This is a genomic window from Anabaena sp. CS-542/02 (genome assembly GCF_028331085.1).
GTDB classification, from domain to species: domain Bacteria; phylum Cyanobacteriota; class Cyanobacteriia; order Cyanobacteriales; family Nostocaceae; genus Anabaenopsis; species Anabaenopsis arnoldii.
Genome location: NZ_JAQMTM010000019.1, coordinates 56,936 through 78,361 on the forward strand (window position 1 = coordinate 56,936; position 21,426 = coordinate 78,361).

18 protein-coding genes are annotated in these 21,426 nt (G+C 43.3%); 5 read left to right on the forward strand and 13 right to left on the reverse strand.

Annotation, left to right across the window (positions count from 1 at the left end; all coding sequences use genetic code 11):
- Window positions 1-70 precede the first annotated feature (70 nt).
- Window positions 71-1,423 carry an efflux RND transporter periplasmic adaptor subunit gene (locus PN447_RS01800; protein WP_271760317.1) on the reverse strand — a complete coding sequence of 451 codons (1,353 nt, stop codon included), beginning with the start codon at window positions 1,421-1,423 and terminating at the stop codon, window positions 71-73.
- A 119-nt stretch (window positions 1,424-1,542) separates the two neighbouring features.
- Window positions 1,543-1,722, reverse strand: a complete 180-nt coding sequence (locus tag PN447_RS01805) for a hypothetical protein (protein WP_271760319.1) — start codon at window positions 1,720-1,722, stop codon at window positions 1,543-1,545.
- A gap of 225 nt (window positions 1,723-1,947) precedes the next feature.
- On the opposite strand from PN447_RS01805, the gene PN447_RS01810 reads away from it, so the two are divergent.
- Complete coding sequence (locus PN447_RS01810) at window positions 1,948-2,496, forward strand: phycobiliprotein lyase (RefSeq protein ID WP_271760320.1); 549 nt, start codon at window positions 1,948-1,950, stop codon at window positions 2,494-2,496.
- A gap of 111 nt (window positions 2,497-2,607) precedes the next feature.
- Here PN447_RS01810 and PN447_RS01815 read toward each other — a convergent pair whose 3' ends face one another.
- Together PN447_RS01815 and PN447_RS01820 are read right to left on the reverse strand one after the other, a co-directional pair.
- Window positions 2,608-4,326 carry a diflavin flavoprotein gene (locus PN447_RS01815; protein ID WP_271760322.1) on the reverse strand — a complete coding sequence of 573 codons (1,719 nt, stop codon included), beginning with the start codon at window positions 4,324-4,326 and terminating at the stop codon, window positions 2,608-2,610.
- 47 nt (window positions 4,327-4,373) lie between these two features.
- Window positions 4,374-6,089 carry a diflavin flavoprotein gene (locus PN447_RS01820; RefSeq protein WP_271760323.1) on the reverse strand — a complete coding sequence of 572 codons (1,716 nt, stop codon included), beginning with the start codon at window positions 6,087-6,089 and terminating at the stop codon, window positions 4,374-4,376.
- A gap of 109 nt (window positions 6,090-6,198) precedes the next feature.
- Here PN447_RS01820 and PN447_RS01825 point away from each other — a divergent pair, with 109 nt between their 5' ends.
- Window positions 6,199-7,005, forward strand: coding sequence for a pantothenate kinase (locus tag PN447_RS01825; protein ID WP_271760325.1), 807 nt, complete (start codon window positions 6,199-6,201; stop codon window positions 7,003-7,005).
- Window positions 7,006-7,020: 15 nt separating this feature from the next.
- On the opposite strand, the gene PN447_RS01830 is transcribed toward PN447_RS01825, so the two are convergent.
- The 7 genes from PN447_RS01830 to trmD all read right to left on the reverse strand — a co-directional run bounded on the left by PN447_RS01830 (window position 7,021) and on the right by trmD (window position 14,330).
- Window positions 7,021-7,857 (reverse strand): alpha/beta fold hydrolase, encoded by an 837-nt coding sequence (locus tag PN447_RS01830; RefSeq protein ID WP_271760326.1) that lies wholly within the window; start codon window positions 7,855-7,857, stop codon window positions 7,021-7,023.
- Between the two features lie 37 nt (window positions 7,858-7,894).
- The gene (locus PN447_RS01835; RefSeq protein ID WP_271760328.1) at window positions 7,895-8,386 is read right to left on the reverse strand and encodes an NUDIX hydrolase; all 492 of its coding nucleotides are present in this window, start codon (window positions 8,384-8,386) and stop codon (window positions 7,895-7,897) included.
- A 690-nt stretch (window positions 8,387-9,076) separates the two neighbouring features.
- Window positions 9,077-10,462 carry an argininosuccinate lyase gene (gene argH, locus PN447_RS01840; RefSeq protein ID WP_271760330.1) on the reverse strand — a complete coding sequence of 462 codons (1,386 nt, stop codon included), beginning with the start codon at window positions 10,460-10,462 and terminating at the stop codon, window positions 9,077-9,079.
- A 10-nt stretch (window positions 10,463-10,472) separates the two neighbouring features.
- A complete protein-coding gene (gene larB, locus PN447_RS01845; RefSeq protein WP_271760332.1) occupies window positions 10,473-11,249 on the reverse strand; it encodes a nickel pincer cofactor biosynthesis protein LarB in 777 nt (258 codons plus the stop codon).
- Window positions 11,250-11,277: 28 nt separating this feature from the next.
- Complete coding sequence (locus PN447_RS01850; RefSeq protein ID WP_271760335.1) at window positions 11,278-13,062, reverse strand: ABC transporter substrate-binding protein; 1,785 nt, start codon at window positions 13,060-13,062, stop codon at window positions 11,278-11,280.
- Between the two features lie 36 nt (window positions 13,063-13,098).
- Entirely contained in the window at window positions 13,099-13,581 is a 483-nt protein-coding gene (gene ispF / locus PN447_RS01855; protein WP_271760336.1) for a 2-C-methyl-D-erythritol 2,4-cyclodiphosphate synthase, read from the reverse strand.
- Window positions 13,582-13,583: 2 nt separating this feature from the next.
- Window positions 13,584-14,330, reverse strand: coding sequence for a tRNA (guanosine(37)-N1)-methyltransferase TrmD (gene trmD / locus PN447_RS01860; protein WP_271760339.1), 747 nt, complete (start codon window positions 14,328-14,330; stop codon window positions 13,584-13,586).
- 636 nt (window positions 14,331-14,966) lie between these two features.
- On the opposite strand from trmD, the gene PN447_RS01865 reads away from it, so the two are divergent.
- Together PN447_RS01865 and cphA are read left to right on the forward strand one after the other, a co-directional pair.
- Window positions 14,967-15,830 (forward strand): cyanophycinase, encoded by an 864-nt coding sequence (locus PN447_RS01865; protein WP_271731775.1) that lies wholly within the window; start codon window positions 14,967-14,969, stop codon window positions 15,828-15,830.
- Window positions 15,831-16,032: 202 nt separating this feature from the next.
- The gene (cphA, locus tag PN447_RS01870) at window positions 16,033-18,735 is read left to right on the forward strand and encodes a cyanophycin synthetase (RefSeq protein WP_271760380.1); all 2,703 of its coding nucleotides are present in this window, start codon (window positions 16,033-16,035) and stop codon (window positions 18,733-18,735) included.
- A gap of 71 nt (window positions 18,736-18,806) precedes the next feature.
- Here cphA and tatA read toward each other — a convergent pair whose 3' ends face one another.
- The gene (gene tatA / locus PN447_RS01875; RefSeq protein WP_271731744.1) at window positions 18,807-18,971 is read right to left on the reverse strand and encodes a twin-arginine translocase TatA/TatE family subunit; all 165 of its coding nucleotides are present in this window, start codon (window positions 18,969-18,971) and stop codon (window positions 18,807-18,809) included.
- A 314-nt stretch (window positions 18,972-19,285) separates the two neighbouring features.
- Entirely contained in the window at window positions 19,286-20,671 is a 1,386-nt protein-coding gene (locus PN447_RS01880; RefSeq protein ID WP_271760341.1) for a serine/threonine protein kinase, read from the reverse strand.
- Window positions 20,672-20,765: 94 nt separating this feature from the next.
- Here PN447_RS01880 and cbiT point away from each other — a divergent pair, with 94 nt between their 5' ends.
- Window positions 20,766-21,371 (forward strand): precorrin-6Y C5,15-methyltransferase subunit CbiT, encoded by a 606-nt coding sequence (cbiT, locus tag PN447_RS01885; RefSeq protein ID WP_271760342.1) that lies wholly within the window; start codon window positions 20,766-20,768, stop codon window positions 21,369-21,371.
- Window positions 21,372-21,426 lie beyond the last annotated feature (55 nt).

Below are 21,426 nucleotides of genomic sequence, written 5' to 3' on the forward strand. Positions count from 1 at the left end.
CATCAATTCCTAGTCCAAAATTTCCGATTACATCTGTCTATGTATTATTGCTTAAGTTTGCGTCCCAATTTTACTTAGCTTTTTCTGACAAAACTGAAAGAACTACAGCTTGACCATCTTTTAAAGGCCGAGCGGCTCGAACAACATAGGGATCACCCGGTTGTAAGCCAGATAAAATTTCTACTTTACCATCGGCTTTGTTACCTAAAGTAACAGCACGGGCTGTCACCTTGGTTTTACCTTCTGTTTCTGTAATTATAAATACTTGACTGTTGCTCTCGTCTGAGTCTTTTTGAATAGCTGATTGAGACACCACTACTCGCTGTGATGACTGGGGTTCAAATTTGACTCTTGCTAAGAGTCCACTACTAATTTTGTTGTCGTTATTCGGAATCACTACCTCTACTGGTATCAAGCGAGCTGTTGTATCAGCCGCTGGAGAGATGCGTGTGACTCTACCTACTAGGGTTGCATTGGGGAAAGCATCTAAACTGACTTGTGCTGACTGTCCTACTTCAATTTGGAATAGTTCTAATTCGGAAACCTGGACTATGATTTTTACACGGCTAAAGTCAGCTATCTGTAAAACTTCATTACCTGGTTGGAGAAGATTACCTGGTTCTGTGACTCTTTGTGTAATCACACCGGTGATGGGGGAGATTAAGCGAGAGTAGGATCTACGTTCCTGAAATTGAGCGACTACCGCTTGTTGCGCAGTTACTCTACCTTGGGCTGTGGTGACGGCTTGCTGTTCTGTACGTACCCGCTCTTCAGATGCTCTTAATAACTGGGCTGCGGTGAGAGATCTGGTGCGTGATTGTTCCGCAGTTTGTTCGGAGATCGCCCCCGCTTGAAAGAGTTCCTGTTGTCGTTGGGAGTCAGCCGCAGCTTGTGATAATTCTAACCGCATTCTTTCAACTTCGGCACGGACATTACTTACTTGAGTTTCTGCCTTGGTTACTTCTGATTTCAGGGCTGCTAGTTCCGCTTCTGCTTGTCTTAACGCTATTAATAGCAAGGTATCATCTAAGAGTCCCACCTTAGATCCCTTTTCTACTCGATCGCCTACGTCTAAGTTCAAAGCCAATAGTCTTCCTTCTACTTGCGATCGCAATGATATTGTCTGAAATGGTGTGGTATTCCCTGTGTAAGTTGCTTGAACCCTTAATGAATCAGTACGGGCGATCGCTACATCTACAGGTGTAGGATTGTTACTGCTTTGTCTTTCACGACGTTGCTGAGATTGAGCGTGAGCAGATTCTTTGGGTATCTCCCCACAACTAGTCGTTAATAATCCCACACCTAGTAGTAATGCAACCCAGAAGGGAGCAGGAAGAGAAGGTTTTGACAATTGGGGATGAATTAATTGGTTTAAGGAGCCGTTATAGGTGGCTTTAAAACAGATTTTTACCGCCAAAATCATGATATTTGCTCAATAAAGACAGTTTTTTGTGGAAAGGGACTGTATATTTCTACTAACTTATGCATATTTTCACGAATCTATACGGTGACTCTGACAGCTTGTTTAGTTTTATTTTTTACTTATGGCTTACGCCACCCTGCGCTATCGCAGTTAATAAAGTATTTACCATTATCTTGCCAGTGCAAGCGTAAATATTTTTTTGCACTTGGTAATCTGATATTTAAAGTATATATTTTTACTGCATTACTGATGATTTTTGCCAGGTTTTTCCATCTCAAATCGCCAATTGTGGGTGACATTAACCTCTCCTATTAGGACTTTTAGCAATTTTTAGTGGTGATTCCAACTTATAAAACTATGAAACTTATTTTACACAAACATACATTTTTTAGCAAATTAACTAATACCTCTGAATTTATATTAATTTTCTTAACGAAAGATTGTCTTTTATCCTCTTATAATATAAAAGAGATAAGTTTTTGCGATAGCTTGTGTCGCGCAGCCATAGGCGAGGATAATTAACAGTGACATCACCCCTCAAACTTGCACAAACCGCTGACGAGTACCAGATTGCAGAGTTTTTTCGAGAATCAGTCGGTCAGTGGCGCTCTGAAAGACGCTACTATACCTTACCGGAAGGTAAAACCAAGGAAATACAAAGTTTAATCACCATCCGGTTTTTAGAATCAGGATGTGATGAATTACAAAACCTGGGTCATATCCACAATTTAGGGGATTCGGTGAGTTTAATTTGTGGCGCTCAAGTTACCTGGGAAACTACAGATGTCCTCAGATCCGAAAAAGAATCTCAAGGTTCCACATTATTTGGAGTTTTGGGAAATACCTTGTATCGCAATCGCGGTTTTGCTACAGTCAAACCAGTCACAGCCCAATATTACTTATCCAACCCGAAAACACTCAGTTTGAGAACTGAGTACAACGGGTCAGTGTTTGAGGAGGAGTTAAAACTAGTTGGTAGTAAATACCGCACCAGACAGACAATCATTTCCCGTGCTGGAGAGGAATTGATGATTGGTCAATATTTAGAAAAGAGAATCGACGGTTTCCTCTAGGATGGTAACTGGGGCTAATAGGGTAGCATAGCGTATGCCATACATCTTGCCTGTCCATGTCAAAGAATAACAAAGTCACCCTCTGATAGCGATAGCGTAGCGTAGCCATAGCTAATAATGACTTCCGGTTTTGCGTTGATGCACAGATGTGACACCATCTTTATTTAAGACCTTGCCATTATCTACCGTGGCATAAACCAGCCAATGGTCACCTGATTCCAATCGACTTTGTACGGAGCATTCCAAATATGCTAAGGATTCAGTGAGAATGGGAGAACCACTTTCAGACTCGTCAGATGGAACACCAGCAAATCGGTTCTGTCCGGGAGCAAAAGGTTTGAGAAAGTGTTTCATCAAACCTACATGCTTACCATCTGGGAGGATATTGAGGACAAATTTATTACCTGAGTGCATGAACGTTTCTAACGCCCGGTCTTTAGCCACTGCGACAGTTAAACCGGGAGGATTAAAGCTAGCTTGAGAAACCCAGGAAGCTAACATGGCGCTGGATATATCGCCTTCCTTGGCTGTCACAATACAAAGAGAACCCACAATCCTACCAACTGCTTGTTCTACATTTGTGGCTGGTTGGGTAGGAACACGCACCTTTTTAGCCTTCTTCAGTCCTTGAGCAAAGTCAGTACCGGCCTGTTCGCATAATTGTAATGTAGTATCATCGGGTTTAAACTTCACCCGGATAGTATCAAAACCAAACCGAAATCCAGCGTCTTTGAGTTTATTTTCAATTAAATCAACCGCTTCACCACTCCAGCCAAAGGAACCAAAAACCCCGGATAGTTTGTCATTAGTAGCCGTAGAAAGGACAATTCCTAAAGCTGTTTGCACCGGAGTAGGTGCATGACCCCCAAGGGTAGGTGAACCGATGACAAAACCAGCAGACTTTTCCACCGCCAGCCGAATTTCTTCTGGTTCTGTAAATTCACAGTTAATGGATTCTACCCCCACCCCAGCCTTAGTAATACCACGAGCGATCGCCTGGGCCAAGGTGGCAGTATTACCATAGGCTGATGCATAAATCAGTGCTACTGTCAAGTCTGATGAGGCTTGTTGTTGAATCCATTGGCGATAGGCTTTAGTCAGTTGGATTAAACCATAACGCACTATGGGGCCATGTCCAGGAGCATACATTCTGATGGGCACATCAGCAAGTTTATCTAATGCTGTTTCTACTTGCCGAGGGTGAGGAGCCATCAGACAATCAAAGTAATAGCGTCGGTCTTCGTTGATTGCTTCCCACCCCTCATCAAATACCTGATCGCCACAAATATGCGCCCCAAATAGCTTATCTGAGTATAGGATTTCTGTTTGTGGGTCGTAGGTGCAAAGCTGATCTGCATAACGTGGGTTAGGAGTGGGAATGAATTGTAAATCATGACCTTTACCCAAGTTGAGGGTTTCATCCCCCCGCATAACTTTAATTGGTAAATCTTGATTGTCTAAAGTACTGCGTAAATTTTTAGCCCCTGGGTTAGAACAGACAAAGGTGATCTGGGGTGCAACTTCCCATAATGCCTTGAGAGTAGAAGCGCGGTTAGGATTGATATGACCGAGTATGACATAATCAATAGTTTTTAAATCAACCCTTCGCCCTAAATCTTCTAAGTAAATTTGCGTAAATGTCTCCCCTGGAGGGTCAATCACAGCAATTTTTTGCCCCTGAATTATATAAGAATTCGCAGTTGTTCCTTTAGCAAGAGCATATTCAATTTCAAATCTCAGTCTTGACCAACTGCGCGATCGCAGTATTGTGGTATCTGTCCCAATGGGAAGGGCTTGAACGTCACGGGGTTTGTCTACAGAGAAAGTCATAGCTTTAAAACTCATTTTTAACGGATCACCAGTCATCAATCATCTTTTTAGTAATGGTTACCGACTTTCCGATGATGGACAGCCGTTAATGCTTCTGGTTTGGATACTCTTCCTTCGTAGATGTGGCTATATACCGCCCAGTGGTCACCGCAGTCCATCCTACTCACAACTTCACACTCCATGTAGGCTAAAGCGTCGGTGAGGATAGGTGCGCCGTTTTGGGCTGGCTGAGTTCTCACACCTGCAAAGCGGTCAGCACCCGGGGCGAACCGTTTTAAGAAGTGCCTCATGAGTTTTTGGTAATTACCTTCCTCTAAGACATTGAGGACAAAGCGATCGCCTACTTGCATAAGTGATTCAATCGCCCGGTCTTTAGCGACTGCAATGGATAATCCCAGGGGTTTGAAGCTGGCTTGCGCAACCCAGGAAGCTAACATAGCGCTGGATATGTTGCCTTTTTTGGCAGTAATTATATATAGTCCGCCACTGATTCTACCTAGTGCTTTATCTAGGTCTGTGTCCAGGGATTTCATAGCTTTGATGCTGCGATCGCGTGTTACCCACTGTCCCAAGTCTGTACCCGCCTCTTCACACAGTTGGTAAGTGTTTTCGGTGGCGGTATCCTTAATGCGAATTGGGGGGAAAACTGTTGTTAATCCCAAGTTACGGAATTTATTTAGTAAAGGATCTACAGGTTCATCGTCTCCGCCGCCGGTTTCAAATATGCCTATGGCTTGTTTTTCTTTGGCAGAGCCTAAAATGGTACTGAGTGATGCTTGGATATTGGTATTGCTTCCCGCGTTTGGTGTACCCACTACTATTCCTGTACACCGACCGACTAATTCCCTCAGTTCCTGTAAGTCTACCCCTGACCCCAAATCTACGACTTCCACCGCCACATCGGTTTTACTAATACCCTTGGTAATGGCTTGGACAAGGCGATCGCCGTAACCATATTCAGAAACGTAAAATATCCCCACCACTGTTTCTGCTTTGCTTTGGTTTTGGCTCCAAGTACGGTAGCGCCCTATGAGTTCGTCCACATTGTGAGATAATAACGGCCCGTGACCAGTGGCAATCATATCAATGCTTTTTAGTTCCGCCATGCGTTTGAGGGCAGATAGCACTGAGCGCGCATTAGGTCCCATTAAGCATTCGTAGTAATATTTAAAATCTGCCTCAATGGCTGCTAAGTTGTCGTCAAAGGTGCTATCTGAGCAATAATGCAGCCCAAAAGCATCACAGGTGTAGAGAACTTTGGTTTTGTGATCGAAGCTGAATATGGTATCCGGCCAGTGTAAGTTGGGGGCAATGACAAATTCTAATTCATGACCATTGCCTAAATCTAAGCGATCGCCATTTTTGACAATTTGGCGTTTAAATGGTTGATGTACTAAGTTTTCTAGAAACTGGATTGCTACCTTAGAAGCCACAACGGTAATTTCTGGAGCCATTTGCAACAAATCTTTCACTAAGCCGCTATGATCTGGTTCCGTGTGGCTGACAATTAGATAATTAATTTCTGTGGGATTGATTAATCCCGTGAGTATATCAAAATATAACTGGCGAAACTTTTGGTGAGAAGTGTCAACCAAGGCAGTCTGCTCACCTCGGATGAGAAACGAGTTATAAGTGGTACCGTTTTGCAGACCAAACTCAATATCGAAGCGATCGCGGTCCCAGTCTAAAGAGCGGATTGCTATGGTTTCTTGAGCAATTGCCACAGTTTCTACAGTGAGACGTTTTTGAGTTGTTGATACCATAATTGTCCTCCTTGACGCAATGAGTATTTTTCCCCTATTTGTATTGTGACACGCCTTGATTGTTCAGCTTGATTGAAAAAACTATGACAGAGTTAAAAAAATTAAAAGTGTGAAACCAGAGAATCTTTGGTTAGCTTTGGAAATTGGCAATTCCCGCCTACACTGGGGACTGTTCACAGGTGAAACTCTGACCCAGACCTGGGACACTGACCATATTTCGGAGTCTACAATACAAAAACTAGCTCAATGTCAAACACTGGATGATGTCCCACCAGAAATTTTGCCTGGCCATGTCAGGAATAGGCAAATAGCCCCAGAGAGAACTCCCCATCCTCCCATATTCTTAGCCTCTGTCGTCCCCGATCAAACCGCAATTTGGCAAAATCACCCTCATGTGCGTGTGATCACCTTAGAGCAAATTCCTCTTTTAAATATGTATCCCACTTTGGGAATTGACCGGGCGCTGGCGTTGTGGGGGGCGGGAAAAAAATTTGGTTTTCCCATACTAGTAATTGACGCTGGAACCGCACTAACTTTTACGGGTGCGGATGCTCATGAGTCTTTGCTAGGAGGCGCAATTCTACCAGGACTGGCTTTACAGTTTACTACTTTAAGGCAAAAAACCGCACAATTACCAGAGCTAGAAATAGAAATTATCTATTTACCTCCAAGGTTTGCCTTGAATACACCAGAGGCGATTCAAAGTGGGATTATTTACACTTTACTAGCGGGGATTCAAGATTTTTGCTTTTCCTGGTGGCAGCTATTTCCTGATGCTAAAATAGTCATCAAAGGAGGCGATAGACTTTTATTATTAAAATATCTGCAATTTAAATTTCCAGATATTGCAGCGCGTTTAATTGTCGAAGCAAATTTAATTTTTTGGGGAATGCGAGAAATAGTCAGATTCTTTTAATTAGGCTTTACCGAATTAGGAGTAAAAGTTGGAATTGTTAGAATTAGTCTCGATAAAGTTCTGAATATATTGAATGACAATTCCGCTACAATAACCAGGCAAATCATTTCCGGCATGAGCAATTATTTTCAACTCTACTTGAGGTAGCAGACGAGTGTAAGTTTGAGTTTTAACTACTGCATCTAGAGAATCTTGGCCACCTTGTAAAATTAGCACTGGAACTTCCATCAAGTGCAATCTTTTATCAAGTAATTCTGCTTCAATTTCTGAATCTCGCCTCTGGAACAACATCTGACACGCTGCAGGATATTCTAACAAAGTCCGACGCCAACTAAAATTTTTGTCAATTTTTTCTTTCCACCCCGGAATTTTATTTAATCCCCGACAGAATTTTAATATCTTCAATAAGATTGGTGTACTTTTAACAAATCTCCGCATTTTCCGAAAATATCTTTCCTGTCCTTGTACAGCTACACCTTCTGGTGCTAGCAATACTAAACCATATACTTGATCTGGATACTTTAAAGCATAGCTAGCAGCAATCCAACCGCCAAGAGAATACCCTACCAAGTATACTTTTTGCAATCTCAGAGCTTGAACAAATTCGGCAATACACTCTACCTCTAAATCAATCGAGTAATGAACATTAGGGTTTTCTGACTCACCAAACCCCAATAAATCTGGTGCGAAGCAATGAAAATTATCAGATAGTGACTCAACTACTGATACCCATTGACTGCTATTGTTCCAAGCACCATGCAAGAAAATTATAGGAGTCCCTTGACCAGCTTCACGCCAAAACAAAAGCCCTTGAGTGAGTTGTCTCCGGGAGTTACGGAATAGTGTATGCACTTTAATCTAAGGTTAAATCTCTAATCAACAATACCTTTTACGCTAGTGTTGTCAAGCCGTTCAAATAGTCTTCTAACTGGCGGGTGTGGTCATGAGACATTTTTCCTAGAGGTAAAGAATCAGGTGGAAAAGCCTCGATTTCCAAAGCTTCCAAAGTATCTTGAATCTCCATTTCTCCTTGAACTTCAGCTTCAACCAGAATACAAATTGAATGAATGCGAGGATCACGGTCAGGTGCTGAGTAAACTCCTACTAAACGAGTAATTTTTACCAACTCCAGTCCGGTTTCTTCTCTCAATTCTCGTTTGACTGTTTGAGGAATATCCTCTCCCCAATCCACCATACCCCCTGGTAACGCCCAGCAGCCGTCATCGCGCCTTTTAATCAGGACAATTCGACCATCTGGTAATATTGGGATGATACTAGCACCAGTAATAGGATGACGGAAAATCAGACCTAGTATCGTTTGTACTAAGCGCCATAAATTACTTCTCGACTGGGCAAATGTTGCAAAAAAAAGCAATAACATTCAATCTTGACTTATTTATTTAGTTTGAATGGCAGAAATTAGTTTTTTATCAAGACTTTGTACAGTATATCAATGTTCTTATTGATTGCCAAAAAAAACATATACTAGTGTTTATTTATACATTTGTTATGGAAATAATTGACTTTTTGGGTTAGCTATGGCTTAAATACAACTTGATCCACAATAATCAACACCTTGGGACTGGAAAAGCAGTTCTCGGTAGTATTGACATAAATAAATGAAATACGATAGACTAGTATGCTGTTAAAACTATATAATGACTAATCTAGGCCAAAGCTATATCCATGACATAAGTAGCTGATGTTCCTTATGTAATGCCTAGTTGGGATTTTTTGTTGTTTATTAAATGAGGTGAACATGGCCAAGCGCCGTAACCCGAAAAAAGAAAAGGCGCTACGTAACCAGGCGTATGCCAGAAAGTTTCGTAAACGGACTACTACAGGAAGAATGCAGAGAAGGTTCCAACAAAGACCTCCTAAGAGTGAGGAAGAAGAGGGCGCAGCCGCAACTGACGCTGAGTCCTAATTCTGTTGACATCTTTTAATTATTTTAGTTTTTGAATTTTCAGGGCGTACATATTATATGTAGGCCCTGATTTGTTAATTGGCATTGAGCATTGGGAATAAGCTAGACCAGGAATATCTGCCCATTCCCCACTCTATACTTCTGTTATTCAGAAATTTGAGTGCGGGCTGTAGCAATTGCCTGATTTACTTGTGTAAAACCTGTGCCACCGTGGCTATTGCGTGCTGCTACGACTTGACGGGGGGAGATTGCTTGATAAATATCTGTGGCAAATGCTGGATGGAGTTGTTGCCATTCTTCTAATGTTAAATCTTTTAAGAGTTTACCGGCGGCAATAGTGGTTTTCACCACCTGACCAACAAGGTTATAGGCTTCTCGGAAAGGAACACCCCTGGCCGCCAGATAATCTGCCACATCTGTAGCGTTAGAGAAGTCTTCGCTAACGGCTGCTGCTAAACGCTGCGGACAAAATTCCAACCCACCTTGCAACAATATTGTTATGGCTTCTAGAGACGCTTTGATGGTGTTAACGCCGTCAAATAAACCTTCTTTATCTTCTTGCAGGTCTTTATTATATGCCAGGGGTAGGCCTTTCATAATTACCAGCATTGCTTGGAGATGACCAAATACCCTGCCGGTTTTTCCCCGCACCAATTCGGGTACATCGGGGTTTTTCTTTTGGGGCATAATGCTCGAACCAGTAGCACAGCTATCTTTGAGGGTGACAAAACCAAATTCTTGCGATGACCAGAGGATAATTTCCTCACAAAGACGGCTGAGGTGAACCATGATTAAGCTGGCCGCACAGAGAAATTCAATCACAAAGTCGCGATCGCTCACTCCGTCCAAGCTATTATCATAAATTGTGTCAAAATGCAATAGTTTAGCTGTGTAATGTCTGTCAATGGGGAAAGTCGTCCCCGCCAATGCACCACACCCTAGGGGGGAAATGTTCACCCGGCGTGCAACATCTCCTAGGCGTTCCCAGTCGCGTTGTGCCATTTGGAAATAGGCCAGGAGGTGATGGGCCAAACTCACGGGTTGGGCACGTTGAAGGTGCGTATATCCAGGAATCAAAGTTTCAACGTGGTCTTCGGCTATATCTAGTACTACACGTTGAAATTCTCTTATTTGGCTGCGGATTGCTTGAATCTGCTCCCGGAGATAAAGTCTAGTGTCGGTACCAACTTGATCATTACGCGATCGCGCCGTGTGCAGCTTTTTACCTATATCGCCGACAATTTCCGTTAGTCGGCGTTCCACAGCAAAATGCACATCCTCCGCATCAATACCCGGCTGAAATTTTCCTTGGCGGTATTCTTGGCGAATCTGTTCTAAACCAGCCACCAGTTGATCCCCCTCTACAGGGGAAATAATACCCGTGTGAGCCAGCATTTTAGCATGAGCTTGAGAACCAGTCAGGTCATATTCGATTAACTCGATATCGAAACCTATACTGGCATTAAAACGAGCGATGGTTGGATGTAATGCGGATTCAAATCGTTGACTCCACGTTTGTTCTTTGGTCATAGATAATCTTTTATTTTGAATTGATTTTCTCAGCTGTTCGCAAAATTTGCCCTGCGAGCACAGCAGCACCAAAACCATTATCAATATTCACGACCCCCACACCGGCTGCACAGGAGTTGAGCATTGTCAATAGGGGGGCTAAACCGCCAAAACTCGCACCATAACCAATGCTAGTAGGAACAGCAATCACTGGACAATCTGCTAAACCTGCCACAACACTAGGCAAAGCGCCCTCCATTCCCGCCACAACAATGAGAACTGATGAGGCTTGAATCAAATGGCGATTACTAAGTAAACGGTGAATTCCCGCCACACCCACATCCCAAAGACGTTGTACACGCAAACCAGAAAGTTCTGCTGTTACAGCTGCCTCTTCAGCCACCGGTAAGTCAGCAGTCCCGGCCGAAAGAATACTAATTAAACCGCCAATCTTTGGGTCAATGGTGGGGGGACTAATGGCGCAAATTCTCGCCAATTCGTAATATCGTAAATCCCTAATCTTGGGTTGCAGTGCGGCATAAACTCCTGGTTCAATGCGCGTTGCCATCACTACCGGGTTACGGTGGCGCATCACCTGCATAATTTGTACAATCTGCTCTGGAGTCTTACCAGGTCCCCAAATGACTTCAGGGAAACCAGTTCTCAGTTGGCGATGATGATCAATTTTGGCAAACTCACCCACAGATTCATAGGACCAACTTTTTAGAGAGTCTAAGGCTATATCTGGGGTAACTTGACCATTAGCAACCGCTTCTAAGAGCGATCGCAAGCTTTCGGGTTGAGTCACAGTAATTTTCAATGAGGGAATAGGAAAATTAGGAGGTCATTTTGATTTCATAAATATTCCAGAATGCACCACCTAAAGCTGAATACTGAATATTTTCAAATTTATTTCGCACTGCTGACAATGAGTAAGGATTAACCAAATAAATAAACGGTAAATATTCTTGGCTAATCTTCTGAGTTTCGGCATAAATTTCTTTACGTTTGGCCTCGTCTAATTCCCTGGCTGCTTGAATGTAAAGTTCAGCAATTCTCGCCTCCCAAGGAGACACCTCCCAGCCTTCTATTGGCTTTTGTCCTGCCTGGGGTTTTTGATTAAACATATGTAATCCCCCTTCAGGTGACCAGACATTAGCGCCATTATTGGGTTCTAACCCACCAGTCAAACCTAGTAAAGAAGCATCCCAATCTAGAGTATTAGCTAGCTTATCTGTGTAAGTATTCCATGCCAAGGGTGTGAAATCAACCTGCATCCCAATTTTGCCTAAATCTTGTCTAATTTGTGCCCCCATTGCTTCGCGGATTCTGTTTCCTGCATTTGTTAGTAAGGTGAAACGAACCCGATTACCTTGGTAATCTAATAGTTGACCTTGGCTATTATATTTAAAACCAGCCTTTTTGAGCAATTCCTTGGCTTGTTCAGGATTGTAATCGTAGGTTTTTAGTCCCTGTTCCGGAGACATATAAAAAGGACTCTGGATGGTAATGGGTGAGTCTTGAGTTTGACCCAAGCCGCGGAAAGTATTATTAATCATGGTTTGGCGGTCAATAGCATAAGCTACTGCTTGCCGAAATTCAACTGTATTAAACCAACGAGACTTTATCGGGTCTACTAGAGGTTTAGCATCTCTTCTACCTTTGTTGAGATTAAACACAATAAAGGAGGTTCCAGTAGCTGGACCGCCGTTATAGATGGTGAAATTACCCTGTTTTTCTTGCTTTTTGAGCAAAGAAAAGTAATCTGGGGTTACTCCGACAGCATCTAAACCACCAGAACGAAATTGCAGCATTGAAGTATCTGTAGATTCGACAATTGGCCATACAATCCGTTCAATATAAGGTTGAGATTTTCCTTGTGGGCCTTTACGCCAATAATAGGGGTTACGCTGGAAAATTACACGCTGACTTGTATCATAACGCTCTAATTTGTATGGACCATTGACGATGATTTCATCGACAGGAGTATCAACGCCCCACTTGGAGAGAAATATGGGCTTACCTTCTCGGTCTTTTGTTGTGATGGATTTTTCCAGGACATGGGCGGGTAAAATTGGGATTCCTAATGTTCCCAAAAAGGGCGCAAATGGTTCTGGAGTGGTGAATTTAACCCGCCGGGCATCAATTTTTTCTACTTTAGGTAATGCGCGACTGTCACCTACTCTGAGAATATCTCTAGTATCTGTGGGAATTTCTTCGTTGAGGTAGATGTCGTTATAAGTGAAAACAACATCGTCTACTGTTAGTGGTTGCCCATCTGACCATTTTAAACCCTCTCGGAGGGTAAAAATAAACCCTAATTTATCATCGGTAACTGACCATGATTCTGCTAACACTGGTTCAATTTCCCCTGTGATGGGATTCTGGGTGGTTAATCCCTCGTAAGTTAAACCGAAAATATTAGGAGATTCGGAACTCAGCGCATAATTAAAGGTTTTCGGATCACTGAGAATGCTGTTGATTAATTGCGGTAATTGTGGCGATTTAGTTGGAAATTTAGATGGGTTACAGGCTATAATTGCCATAGCTGTAAAAGCCACTAAACATATAAATAAACAAAAACCTTTTATTGGCTTAGATATTTTGTTACTGAATATCATAATTTATCTTTTAGTTTTATTAAATAAATTGACTAATCAGTTTTTAGCTGATAATAAAACTACTGCATAAGCACATATACCTTCTTCGCGACCAACGGGGCCTAATTTTTCATTAGTCGTGGCTTTGATGCCGATTTGATTGGGTAGTAACTCTAAAACAGAGGCTAAATTAGCACGCATCTTTTCAATATGCGGATTTAATTTGGGACGTTCTGCTACTACTACCGAGTCAATATTACCTATTTGCCAACCTTGTTCCTTGATGAGTTGATGTACTTGAGTTAATAGAACTACACTATCAGCCCCGGCCCATTGGGGATCAGTGGGAGGAAAATAATGACCAATATCCCCCAAGGATAAGGCCCCTAACATGGCATCGATGATGGCGTGAATGAGGACATCAGCGTCACTATGCCCTAATAAACCCAATTCGTGAGGAATTGGGATTCCTCCTAGAATTAAAGGGCGATGGCTGACTAATTTGTGGATATCGTAGCCGTTGCCAATGCGAATATTCATGGTTATGATTGATTATTTGGTCGTGATGGGTCATTGGGGAATGTCTTTTCCCCGAATTGCGGGTTCTCCTGTTGCCATTTTCGCAGCAAATCGGGACGGCGATCAGCCGTTCTTTTGAGTTGTTGCTGATATCGCCACCGAGCTATTTGCGCATGATTTCCAGATAGTAAGACATCTGGAACTTTCCAGCCGCGAAAATCAGCCGGGCGAGTGTACTGGGGGTAATCTAGCAATCCCTCCTCAAAACTTTCTGCCTTCAGGGACTCGACTTTGCCTACAGTACCTGGTAGAAGCCTGACTACACCATTGAGCAATGCCATAGCCGGAATTTCTCCCCCGGTGAGAATAAAATCTCCTAAAGATACCTCCCGAGTGACTAAATGGAGTATCCTCTCATCTACTCCTTCGTAATGGCCGCAGATGACTACTAGCTGGTCATAATTCGTAGCCAATTCCTTCAATAGGGGTTGATTCATGGTTTGACCCTGGGGACTCATGAAAATAATCTCTCTACGCGGTAGAGTTGGCAACGATTCCACAGCAGCAAAGATTGGTTCTGGCTTCATCAGCATCCCAACGCCACCGCCATAGGGTTCATCGTCAGCCTTATGGTGCTTATCGGTGGTAAAATCCCTGGGGTTAAGCAGATTTACTTGAGCAATCCGTTTAGCTAAGGCTTTGCCTAGCAGACCGGAACTTAAAACTGAGGTAAAACAGTCAGGAAAAAGTGTAACTATATCAAAGCGCACAGTAATTCGTATTGGAGAACACTAATCTTAAATTTGAATGTCTAGCAAAAACAATCGCTCAATGTAGGATAGAACTACAGACAAGTTTAATCAATAGTGACTAAAAGTACCAGAACTATTGATTTTAGTAGGATCAAAAGTTTTTCTAATTACTTAATTTGTGTTTAAATATTGTCACAAGTACATTTAAATTAATAATCTGACCAAGTTAACAACTTCAGTGGCTGCATAGGCCCAGCCTCAAGAAAAGCGTGTTAAAACCTGATAGACCGCAATACCAGAGGGGAAAAGGACATTTCGTCAAAGTGGGGAAACCTACCGAACACAAGTGTCATCTCTAGTCTCCCAAGCATTATTTTGCCAGTCTGGAAAAAGTGTACAGGTGAACAACAAGGCACTGGCTTTGAGGAACAGTAAACAACACATGAATATGAAGGCTGATCCTGACGGAGACGCTACGCGAACATGTGGATCAGTCCAGAAGTTAAATCGGCAAGTTACCCCGATGCTAACTTTGGGACAAGTTTCTCCCCCACAAAGCGAAGTGCAATCGCTTCCTTGGTGTTAGCCATTCCCCTGAGTGTCCATAGCCATACCTTGTTCTATTCACCTGAAGTTGTTGACAGGAGAAACACAATGCCGCAATTAAAAGCTAAATCGCTGGAAATGAGGACACCCCAAGCAACTAAAACCGCCGTTCTGGTTATCGGAGGCGCAGAAGATAAAGTTCATGGACGCGATATCCTCAGAACTTTTTTTGGCCGTGCTGGTGCTAGTAAGGCCTATATTACAATTATTCCTTCGGCTTCTCGCGAACCAGCTATCATCGGTGGTAGATATATTCGCCTATTTGAAGAAATGGGTGCAGACAAAGTCGAAATTTTAGACATACGCGAACGCGAACAGTGTGAAACCAGCCTTGTCAAAGAGTCCTTGGAATCCTGTAGTGGTGTATTTCTCACTGGAGGCGACCAATTGCGTCTTTGTGGCGTACTCTCAGATACGCCAGCTATGGAAATTATCCGCCAACGGGTACGGGACGGACAACTGACACTGGCCGGTACTAGTGCTGGAGCCGCAGTGATGGGGCATCATATGATTGCTGGTGGTGGTAGTGGTGAAACTCCAAATCGTTCCCTGGTCGATATGGCAACGGGTTTGGGTTTTATCCCGGAGGTGATTGTTGACCAGCATTTTCACAATCGTAATCGCATGGGTCGGTTGATTAGTGCGATCGCCGCTCATCCCGACCGCCTAGGGATTGGAATTGATGAAGATACTTGTGCTGTATTTGAACGTGATGGTTGGCTACAAGTTGTCGGTAAAGGAAGTGTCACTATTGTCGATCCCACAGAAGTGAGCCATACCAACGAGCCTCATGTGGGCGCTAATGAACCTCTCACCGTGCATAATTTACGATTGCACATCCTCAGCTATGGGGATCGCTTTCACCTATATCAGCGGACTGTATTACCAGCTGTACACCGCATTGACCGCTAAAACAAGGGGGGGGAAAAATATGGCTTACGCCACGCTACCCTATCAAATTCCCAAAAAACTAAACTCCCCCAATGACCAATTACCCTGTTTTGTTGCTAGCCCCGCTAACACTAACACAAAAACTGTTCACCATAAACAGTTTAGCGGTCAATTTCAGTAAGAAACTAGAATTTTGGTTCCGAATCTCCATCTACCTATTCCCATGAGAATCCTCAAGATCCAGACCTTACGTGGCCCAAATTACTGGAGCATTCGACGCCACAAGCTAATCGTTATGCGACTAGATTTAGAGAACCTTGCCGAGACGCCCTCGAATCAAATCCCTGGCTTTTACGAAGGATTAGTAGAGGCTCTGCCAAGTCTGGAAGGTCATTACTGCTCCCCTGGCTGTCGCGGCGGTTTTCTGATGCGGGTTAAGGAAGGCACTATGATGGGCCACATCGTGGAACACGTAGCCTTAGAACTGCAGGAATTAGCCGGAATGCATGTCGGCTTTGGGCGCACCCGCGAAACTGCCACACCTGGGATTTTCCAGGTGGTGATCGAGTATCTGAATGAGGAAGCAGGACGCTACTCGGCGAGAGCAGCTGTGCGGCTTTGCCAAAGTATCGTTGATAGAGGTCGTTATCCAAAAGCAGAACTCGAACAAGATATTTTAGACCTACAAGATTTATGGCGTGAATCCTCTTTAGGTCCTTCGACTGAAGCAATTGTCAAAGAAGCTGAAAGAAGAGGTATTCCCTGGACACAGTTGAGTGCCCGGTTTTTGATTCAATTGGGTTACGGCGTGAATCAGAAGCGGATGCAAGCAACCATGACTGGTAATACCGGAATTTTGGGAGTTGAATTAGCTTGCGATAAGGAAGCTACCAAACGGATTCTGGCAGCATCTGGAGCCCCAGTACCCAAAGGTACAGTGATCAACTTTTTCGATGATTTAGAAGAAGCCATTGAATATGTGGGTGGCTATCCTATTGTCATTAAACCATCTGATGGTAACCACGGGCGTGGAATTACTATTGATATTAGAGAGTGGGATGAAGCCGAAGCGGCTTATGAAGCAGCCCGATTAATTTCTCGCTCTATTATTGTTGAGCGCTATTACGCCGGGCGAGACCATCGGGTGCTGGTTGTAAATGGCAAAGTGGTAGCCGTAGCGGAACGGGTTCCGGCTCATGTTGTCGGTGATGGTCGGTCTACCATTGCTCAACTGATCGAGGAAACCAACCAAGACCCTAATCGTGGTGAAGGGCATGATAATATACTCACCAAGATTGAATTAGACCGTAGCAGCTACCAACTATTAGAAAGGCAAGGACTAACCCTTAAGAGTGTACCACCTAAAGGGACAATTTGTTATTTACGGGCAACAGCTAATTTGAGTACTGGGGGAAGTGCTATAGACCGCACGGATGAAATCCACCCGGAAAATGTCTGGTTGGCTCAAAGGGTGGTGAAAATTATTGGTTTGGATGTAGCGGGCTTAGATATTGTTACTACAGATATTAGCCGTCCTTTGCGCGAGGTAGATGGGGTAATTGTGGAGGTGAATGCAGCGCCAGGATTCCGGATGCATGTAGCTCCCAGTCAAGGTATACCCCGGAATGTTGCTGGGGCGGTTATGGATATGCTGTTTCCCCATGAACAGTCAGGTCGGATTCCGATTTTGAGTGTCACAGGTACTAATGGTAAAACAACCACTACTCGACTGTTGGCACATATTTATAAGCAGACAGGCAAGGTCATAGGATATACAACTACAGATGGGACGTATATCGGTGAATACTTAGTGGAGTCAGGAGATAATACTGGACCCCAAAGCGCCCATGTGATTTTGGAAGATCCCACTGTGGAGGTGGCAGTGCTGGAAACTGCTCGCGGTGGAATCCTACGCTCCGGTCTAGGTTTTGATCTGGCTAATGTCGGTGTAGTATTGAATGTATCCGCTGACCATTTGGGTATAGGTGATATAGATACCATTGAGCAGTTGGCTAATTTAAAGAGTGTAGTAGCAGAAGCCGTATTTCCTGACGGTTACGCTGTGCTAAATGCCGATGACCATCGGGTAGCAGCTATGGCCCAGAAAACTAAAGCTAATATTGCGTATTTTACTATGAATCCTGATGCTGAGTTGGTGCGTCAGCATGTACAGCAGGGGGGTGTGGCGGCGGTTTATGAAAATGGCTATCTGTCCATTGTCAAGGGTGATTGGACACACCGCATAGAAAGAGCCGAAAATATTCCCTTGACCATGGGCGGACGAGCCGGTTTTATGATTGCTAATGCAATGGCCGCTAGTTTAGCTGCTTTTGTCCAGGATGTGACCATAGAACAGATTCGCGCCGGGTTGAAGAGTTTCCGGGCTTCGGTGAGTCAAACCCCCGGAAGAATGAATTTATTTAATTTGGGTAAGTATCATGCTTTGGTAGATTACGCTCACAATCCCGCCAGTTATGAGGCTTTGGGTTCTTTTGTGCGAAATTGGACTACGGGAGAGCGCATTGGCGTTGTCGGTGGTCCAGGCGATCGCCGTGATGAAGATTTTGTCACTTTGGGGAAATTGTCGGCAGAAATTTTTGACTATATTATTGTCAAAGAAGATGATGACACCAGGGGGCGATCGCGTGGGTCAGCTGCGGATCTGATTACTAACGGTATTACGCAAGTTAATCCCAATTGTCGTTATGAGTCAGTTTTGGATGAAACTACGGCAATTAATCAAGCCTTAGATATGGCTCCCGATAACAGTCTAGTAGTAATTTTACCAGAAAGTGTGAGTCGAGCCATCAAGTTAATCAAGCTGCGGGGTTTAGTAACAGAGGAGGTACAGCCACAAAATACCTCCACCACAATCGTAGATACTCAAAATGGGATGACGTCTTCTGTGATCAAGACTTTACCTTAGTTGGGGTTGTAGAGACGAATCTATGGCGTCTCTACTTCTAAATATTGCTGTTCTCCTATGGCTACCCCTCCTTAGCTATCACCCTGGGCGTCATCATCCTGAGAGTTCAATTCTTCCTTGAACCCCCGTAAGGTTTTACCCAATGCATTTCCCAATTCAGGAATTTTTTTAGGTCCAAAAATTACGATAGCTACAATGGCAATTATGACTACTTCCGGCCATCCTAGTCCAAACATTACGGTTATCCTTTATTCAAGTATAATTAAAGACAGAACTTTAGATCATAAAATTCTCTAGTGCCAAGTTTATCTAAATAGATGAGCAATATTTGGGTTTATTTTAGAGTATCTCCCAGGTGAGACCAAGGCAGTAAAAATTTTAGAATCTTTTCTCAGTTTTACTTTGAATTTGACACTCACCAGGTTTAAAGACAGGGGCTAGAAACCAACCTTTAACAGTACTGGGAAAGCAAAAGACCCTAGACGCTCAAGACAACTATTTTTCAAATTGCAATTGGGCTGACTTTTAAATTGTTTTTGCTTTGGTGAGTCTATGCTTTCTCAATGGGGATATTTAACCAATCACTTAATTCATGAGCTAGCCATTCCAGTTCCGCTTCAGATTGAATAGCACCATGATTAACACTCAAAGGGTATTTTGTCACTCCCACCCAAATTTCTAACTTTGCGGGTTTGAGACTATCACCACCCTCAGCATCTTTGACAACGTATCGAGGAATATAAGCGATCTTAGTAATATTTTCCCGAGGCGCTGGGGGGAAACCATGCCATTTAAATCCGAATAATTCATAAGTAAAGGTCATTTGCTGCTCATCGAAACGCAGGCGGGTGCGTCTAAATAGAGAGCGAAATAAATAATACAATATGAAATAACCCATACCCCACGCGAACAATCCCTGTAAGGCAAGGAAAAAATTGATGGTAAATAGCGCCTCAATTGTCACCACGGGGCCACTAAAGAAGAAAAACAAACCAAACAAACCAGCGAATAACATCCAAAACTTCCAACCAGCCGATGGGATGAGAATTTCTAGATGATCCCAATTCTGAGAGAGTTGAATTTTACTCCCCACAGGTTTAACCATATTTAAAGGGAGGGGGCTTTTCAAGTCCGACTCATTCAAAGCTTTCAGGGCTTCTAAAGCCGAACTTGGTCGCCGTTCTAGGGTTGGTTCAGTCATCCACCTTAACCAGCGAGTCAACCCTGGACTCAGGTGAGTTACTTGTTCAAACTGAATGCGAAAATCTTTTTGGGGTAAATCGGCTGGATGATTACCGCTGACCAAATAAATTAATGTTGCGCCTAAACTATAAAGGTCAGAAGTTGGAACAGTACGCCCCCCAAATTGCTCTGGAGGCATATAGCCATATGTTCCGACCACAGTTCTAGTCCCAGCTTCTGTATCAAGTACATTTTGCACAGAACCGAAATCTACTAGGTAAACTTGACCGACATGATGAGCGGAGCGCTCACCCAATAAAATATTGCTAGGCTTAATATCACGGTGAATCACAGGTGGATGCATCCCATGTAGGTAGATGAGAATTTCTAAAAGCTCCGTGGCTACCTGTTTGATTTCAGATTCTGTAAAAGTCCGCCCAACTTTGATGTATTGTTCTAAAGTTTGACCTGAAATATAGCTCTGGACTAGAGCAAATCCTTTAAGCTTGGGTAAATTTACTTCAAAATAGTCTAGATAACTGGGGATAGCGGGATGGGACAAAGATTTTAAAATTTTGGCTTCGCGCTCAAATAGCTTGAGATCATCCCATTCAAAGTCACTGCTAAAAGAAAGTAACTTGACGACTACTAACTCCCCTGTGGTTTTATCCCTGGCTAAGAACGTCCGTCGCCCTGATTTCTTTCCTAATAGCTGCTGGACTTCGTAGCGATCGCCTAAGACTTCGCTGATCATTATGATTGCTAATAACGCTAAGTTTTCAAGCTTTTTTGGCTTATGGCTTGTCAAATTGGGCAAGCTGATACATTTAGTATAATTGTGTTTTTCTATGCCTTCCCAACTTTGGCCTTATACTACCCCTGGTATTCCCGATGAATTATTTGAGCATTTACCGGGTATTCCCTTCAGTCAGCGAGAACTGAGACTATTATTAATTTCCCAACTGCGGCTCAAATCTGATTCAGTATTATGGGATATTGGCGCGGGAACAGGGACAATTCCTGTAGAAGCTGGACTACTATGTCCTAAGGGACACATTATAGCAGTAGAACGGGATGAAGATGTAGCCAACTTAATTCAGCGCAACTGCGATCGCTTTGAAGTCAAGAATGTGCAAATAATTGAAGGTAGCGCCCCAGAGTGTTTGCATGAGCTGAAGCTATCCCCTGATCGCGTTTGTATTGAGGGTGGAAAACCCATAGAGGATATTTTACCAGCGGTATGGCATTATTTGCCCACATCAGGGAGGGTTGTGGCCACAGCTGCTAATCTAGAAGGACTATATGCTATTTCTCAAAGCTTCTCGCTGTTGCGAGCTAGAAATATTGAAGTTGTCCAGTCTGCTGTCAACCGTTTGGAGACGCGGGGCTTTTCTCAAACCTTTGTGGCTGTTGATCCCATCTTTATCCTGAGTGGTGAAAAACTAGACGTGTAACTAATTGTCAATTTTTTCTTAAAACGACTAACTCTTACTAACTCACGCTAGACTA

What these genes read in the sequence shown, in the direction of transcription:
- PN447_RS01800 (WP_271760317.1), bottom strand. Translation starts at nt 1,423, where the DNA reads ATGATTTTGGCGGTAAAAATCTGTTTTAAAGCCACCTATAACGGCTCC.
- PN447_RS01805 (WP_271760319.1), bottom strand. Translation starts at nt 1,722, where the DNA reads ATGTCACCCACAATTGGCGATTTGAGATGGAAAAACCTGGCAAAAATC.
- PN447_RS01815 (WP_271760322.1), bottom strand. Translation starts at nt 4,326, where the DNA reads ATGACTTTCTCTGTAGACAAACCCCGTGACGTTCAAGCCCTTCCCATT.
- PN447_RS01820 (WP_271760323.1), bottom strand. Translation starts at nt 6,089, where the DNA reads ATGGTATCAACAACTCAAAAACGTCTCACTGTAGAAACTGTGGCAATT.
- PN447_RS01835 (WP_271760328.1), bottom strand. Translation starts at nt 8,386, where the DNA reads ATGTTATTGCTTTTTTTTGCAACATTTGCCCAGTCGAGAAGTAATTTA.
- argH (WP_271760330.1), bottom strand. Translation starts at nt 10,462, where the DNA reads ATGACCAAAGAACAAACGTGGAGTCAACGATTTGAATCCGCATTACAT.
- PN447_RS01850 (WP_271760335.1), bottom strand. Translation starts at nt 13,062, where the DNA reads ATGATATTCAGTAACAAAATATCTAAGCCAATAAAAGGTTTTTGTTTA.
- ispF (WP_271760336.1), bottom strand. Translation starts at nt 13,581, where the DNA reads ATGAATATTCGCATTGGCAACGGCTACGATATCCACAAATTAGTCAGC.
- PN447_RS01865 (WP_271731775.1), top strand. Translation starts at nt 14,967, where the DNA reads ATGCCGCAATTAAAAGCTAAATCGCTGGAAATGAGGACACCCCAAGCA.
- cphA (WP_271760380.1), top strand. Translation starts at nt 16,033, where the DNA reads ATGAGAATCCTCAAGATCCAGACCTTACGTGGCCCAAATTACTGGAGC.
- tatA (WP_271731744.1), bottom strand. Translation starts at nt 18,971, where the DNA reads ATGTTTGGACTAGGATGGCCGGAAGTAGTCATAATTGCCATTGTAGCT.
- PN447_RS01880 (WP_271760341.1), bottom strand. Translation starts at nt 20,671, where the DNA reads ATGATCAGCGAAGTCTTAGGCGATCGCTACGAAGTCCAGCAGCTATTA.
- cbiT (WP_271760342.1), top strand. Translation starts at nt 20,766, where the DNA reads ATGCCTTCCCAACTTTGGCCTTATACTACCCCTGGTATTCCCGATGAA.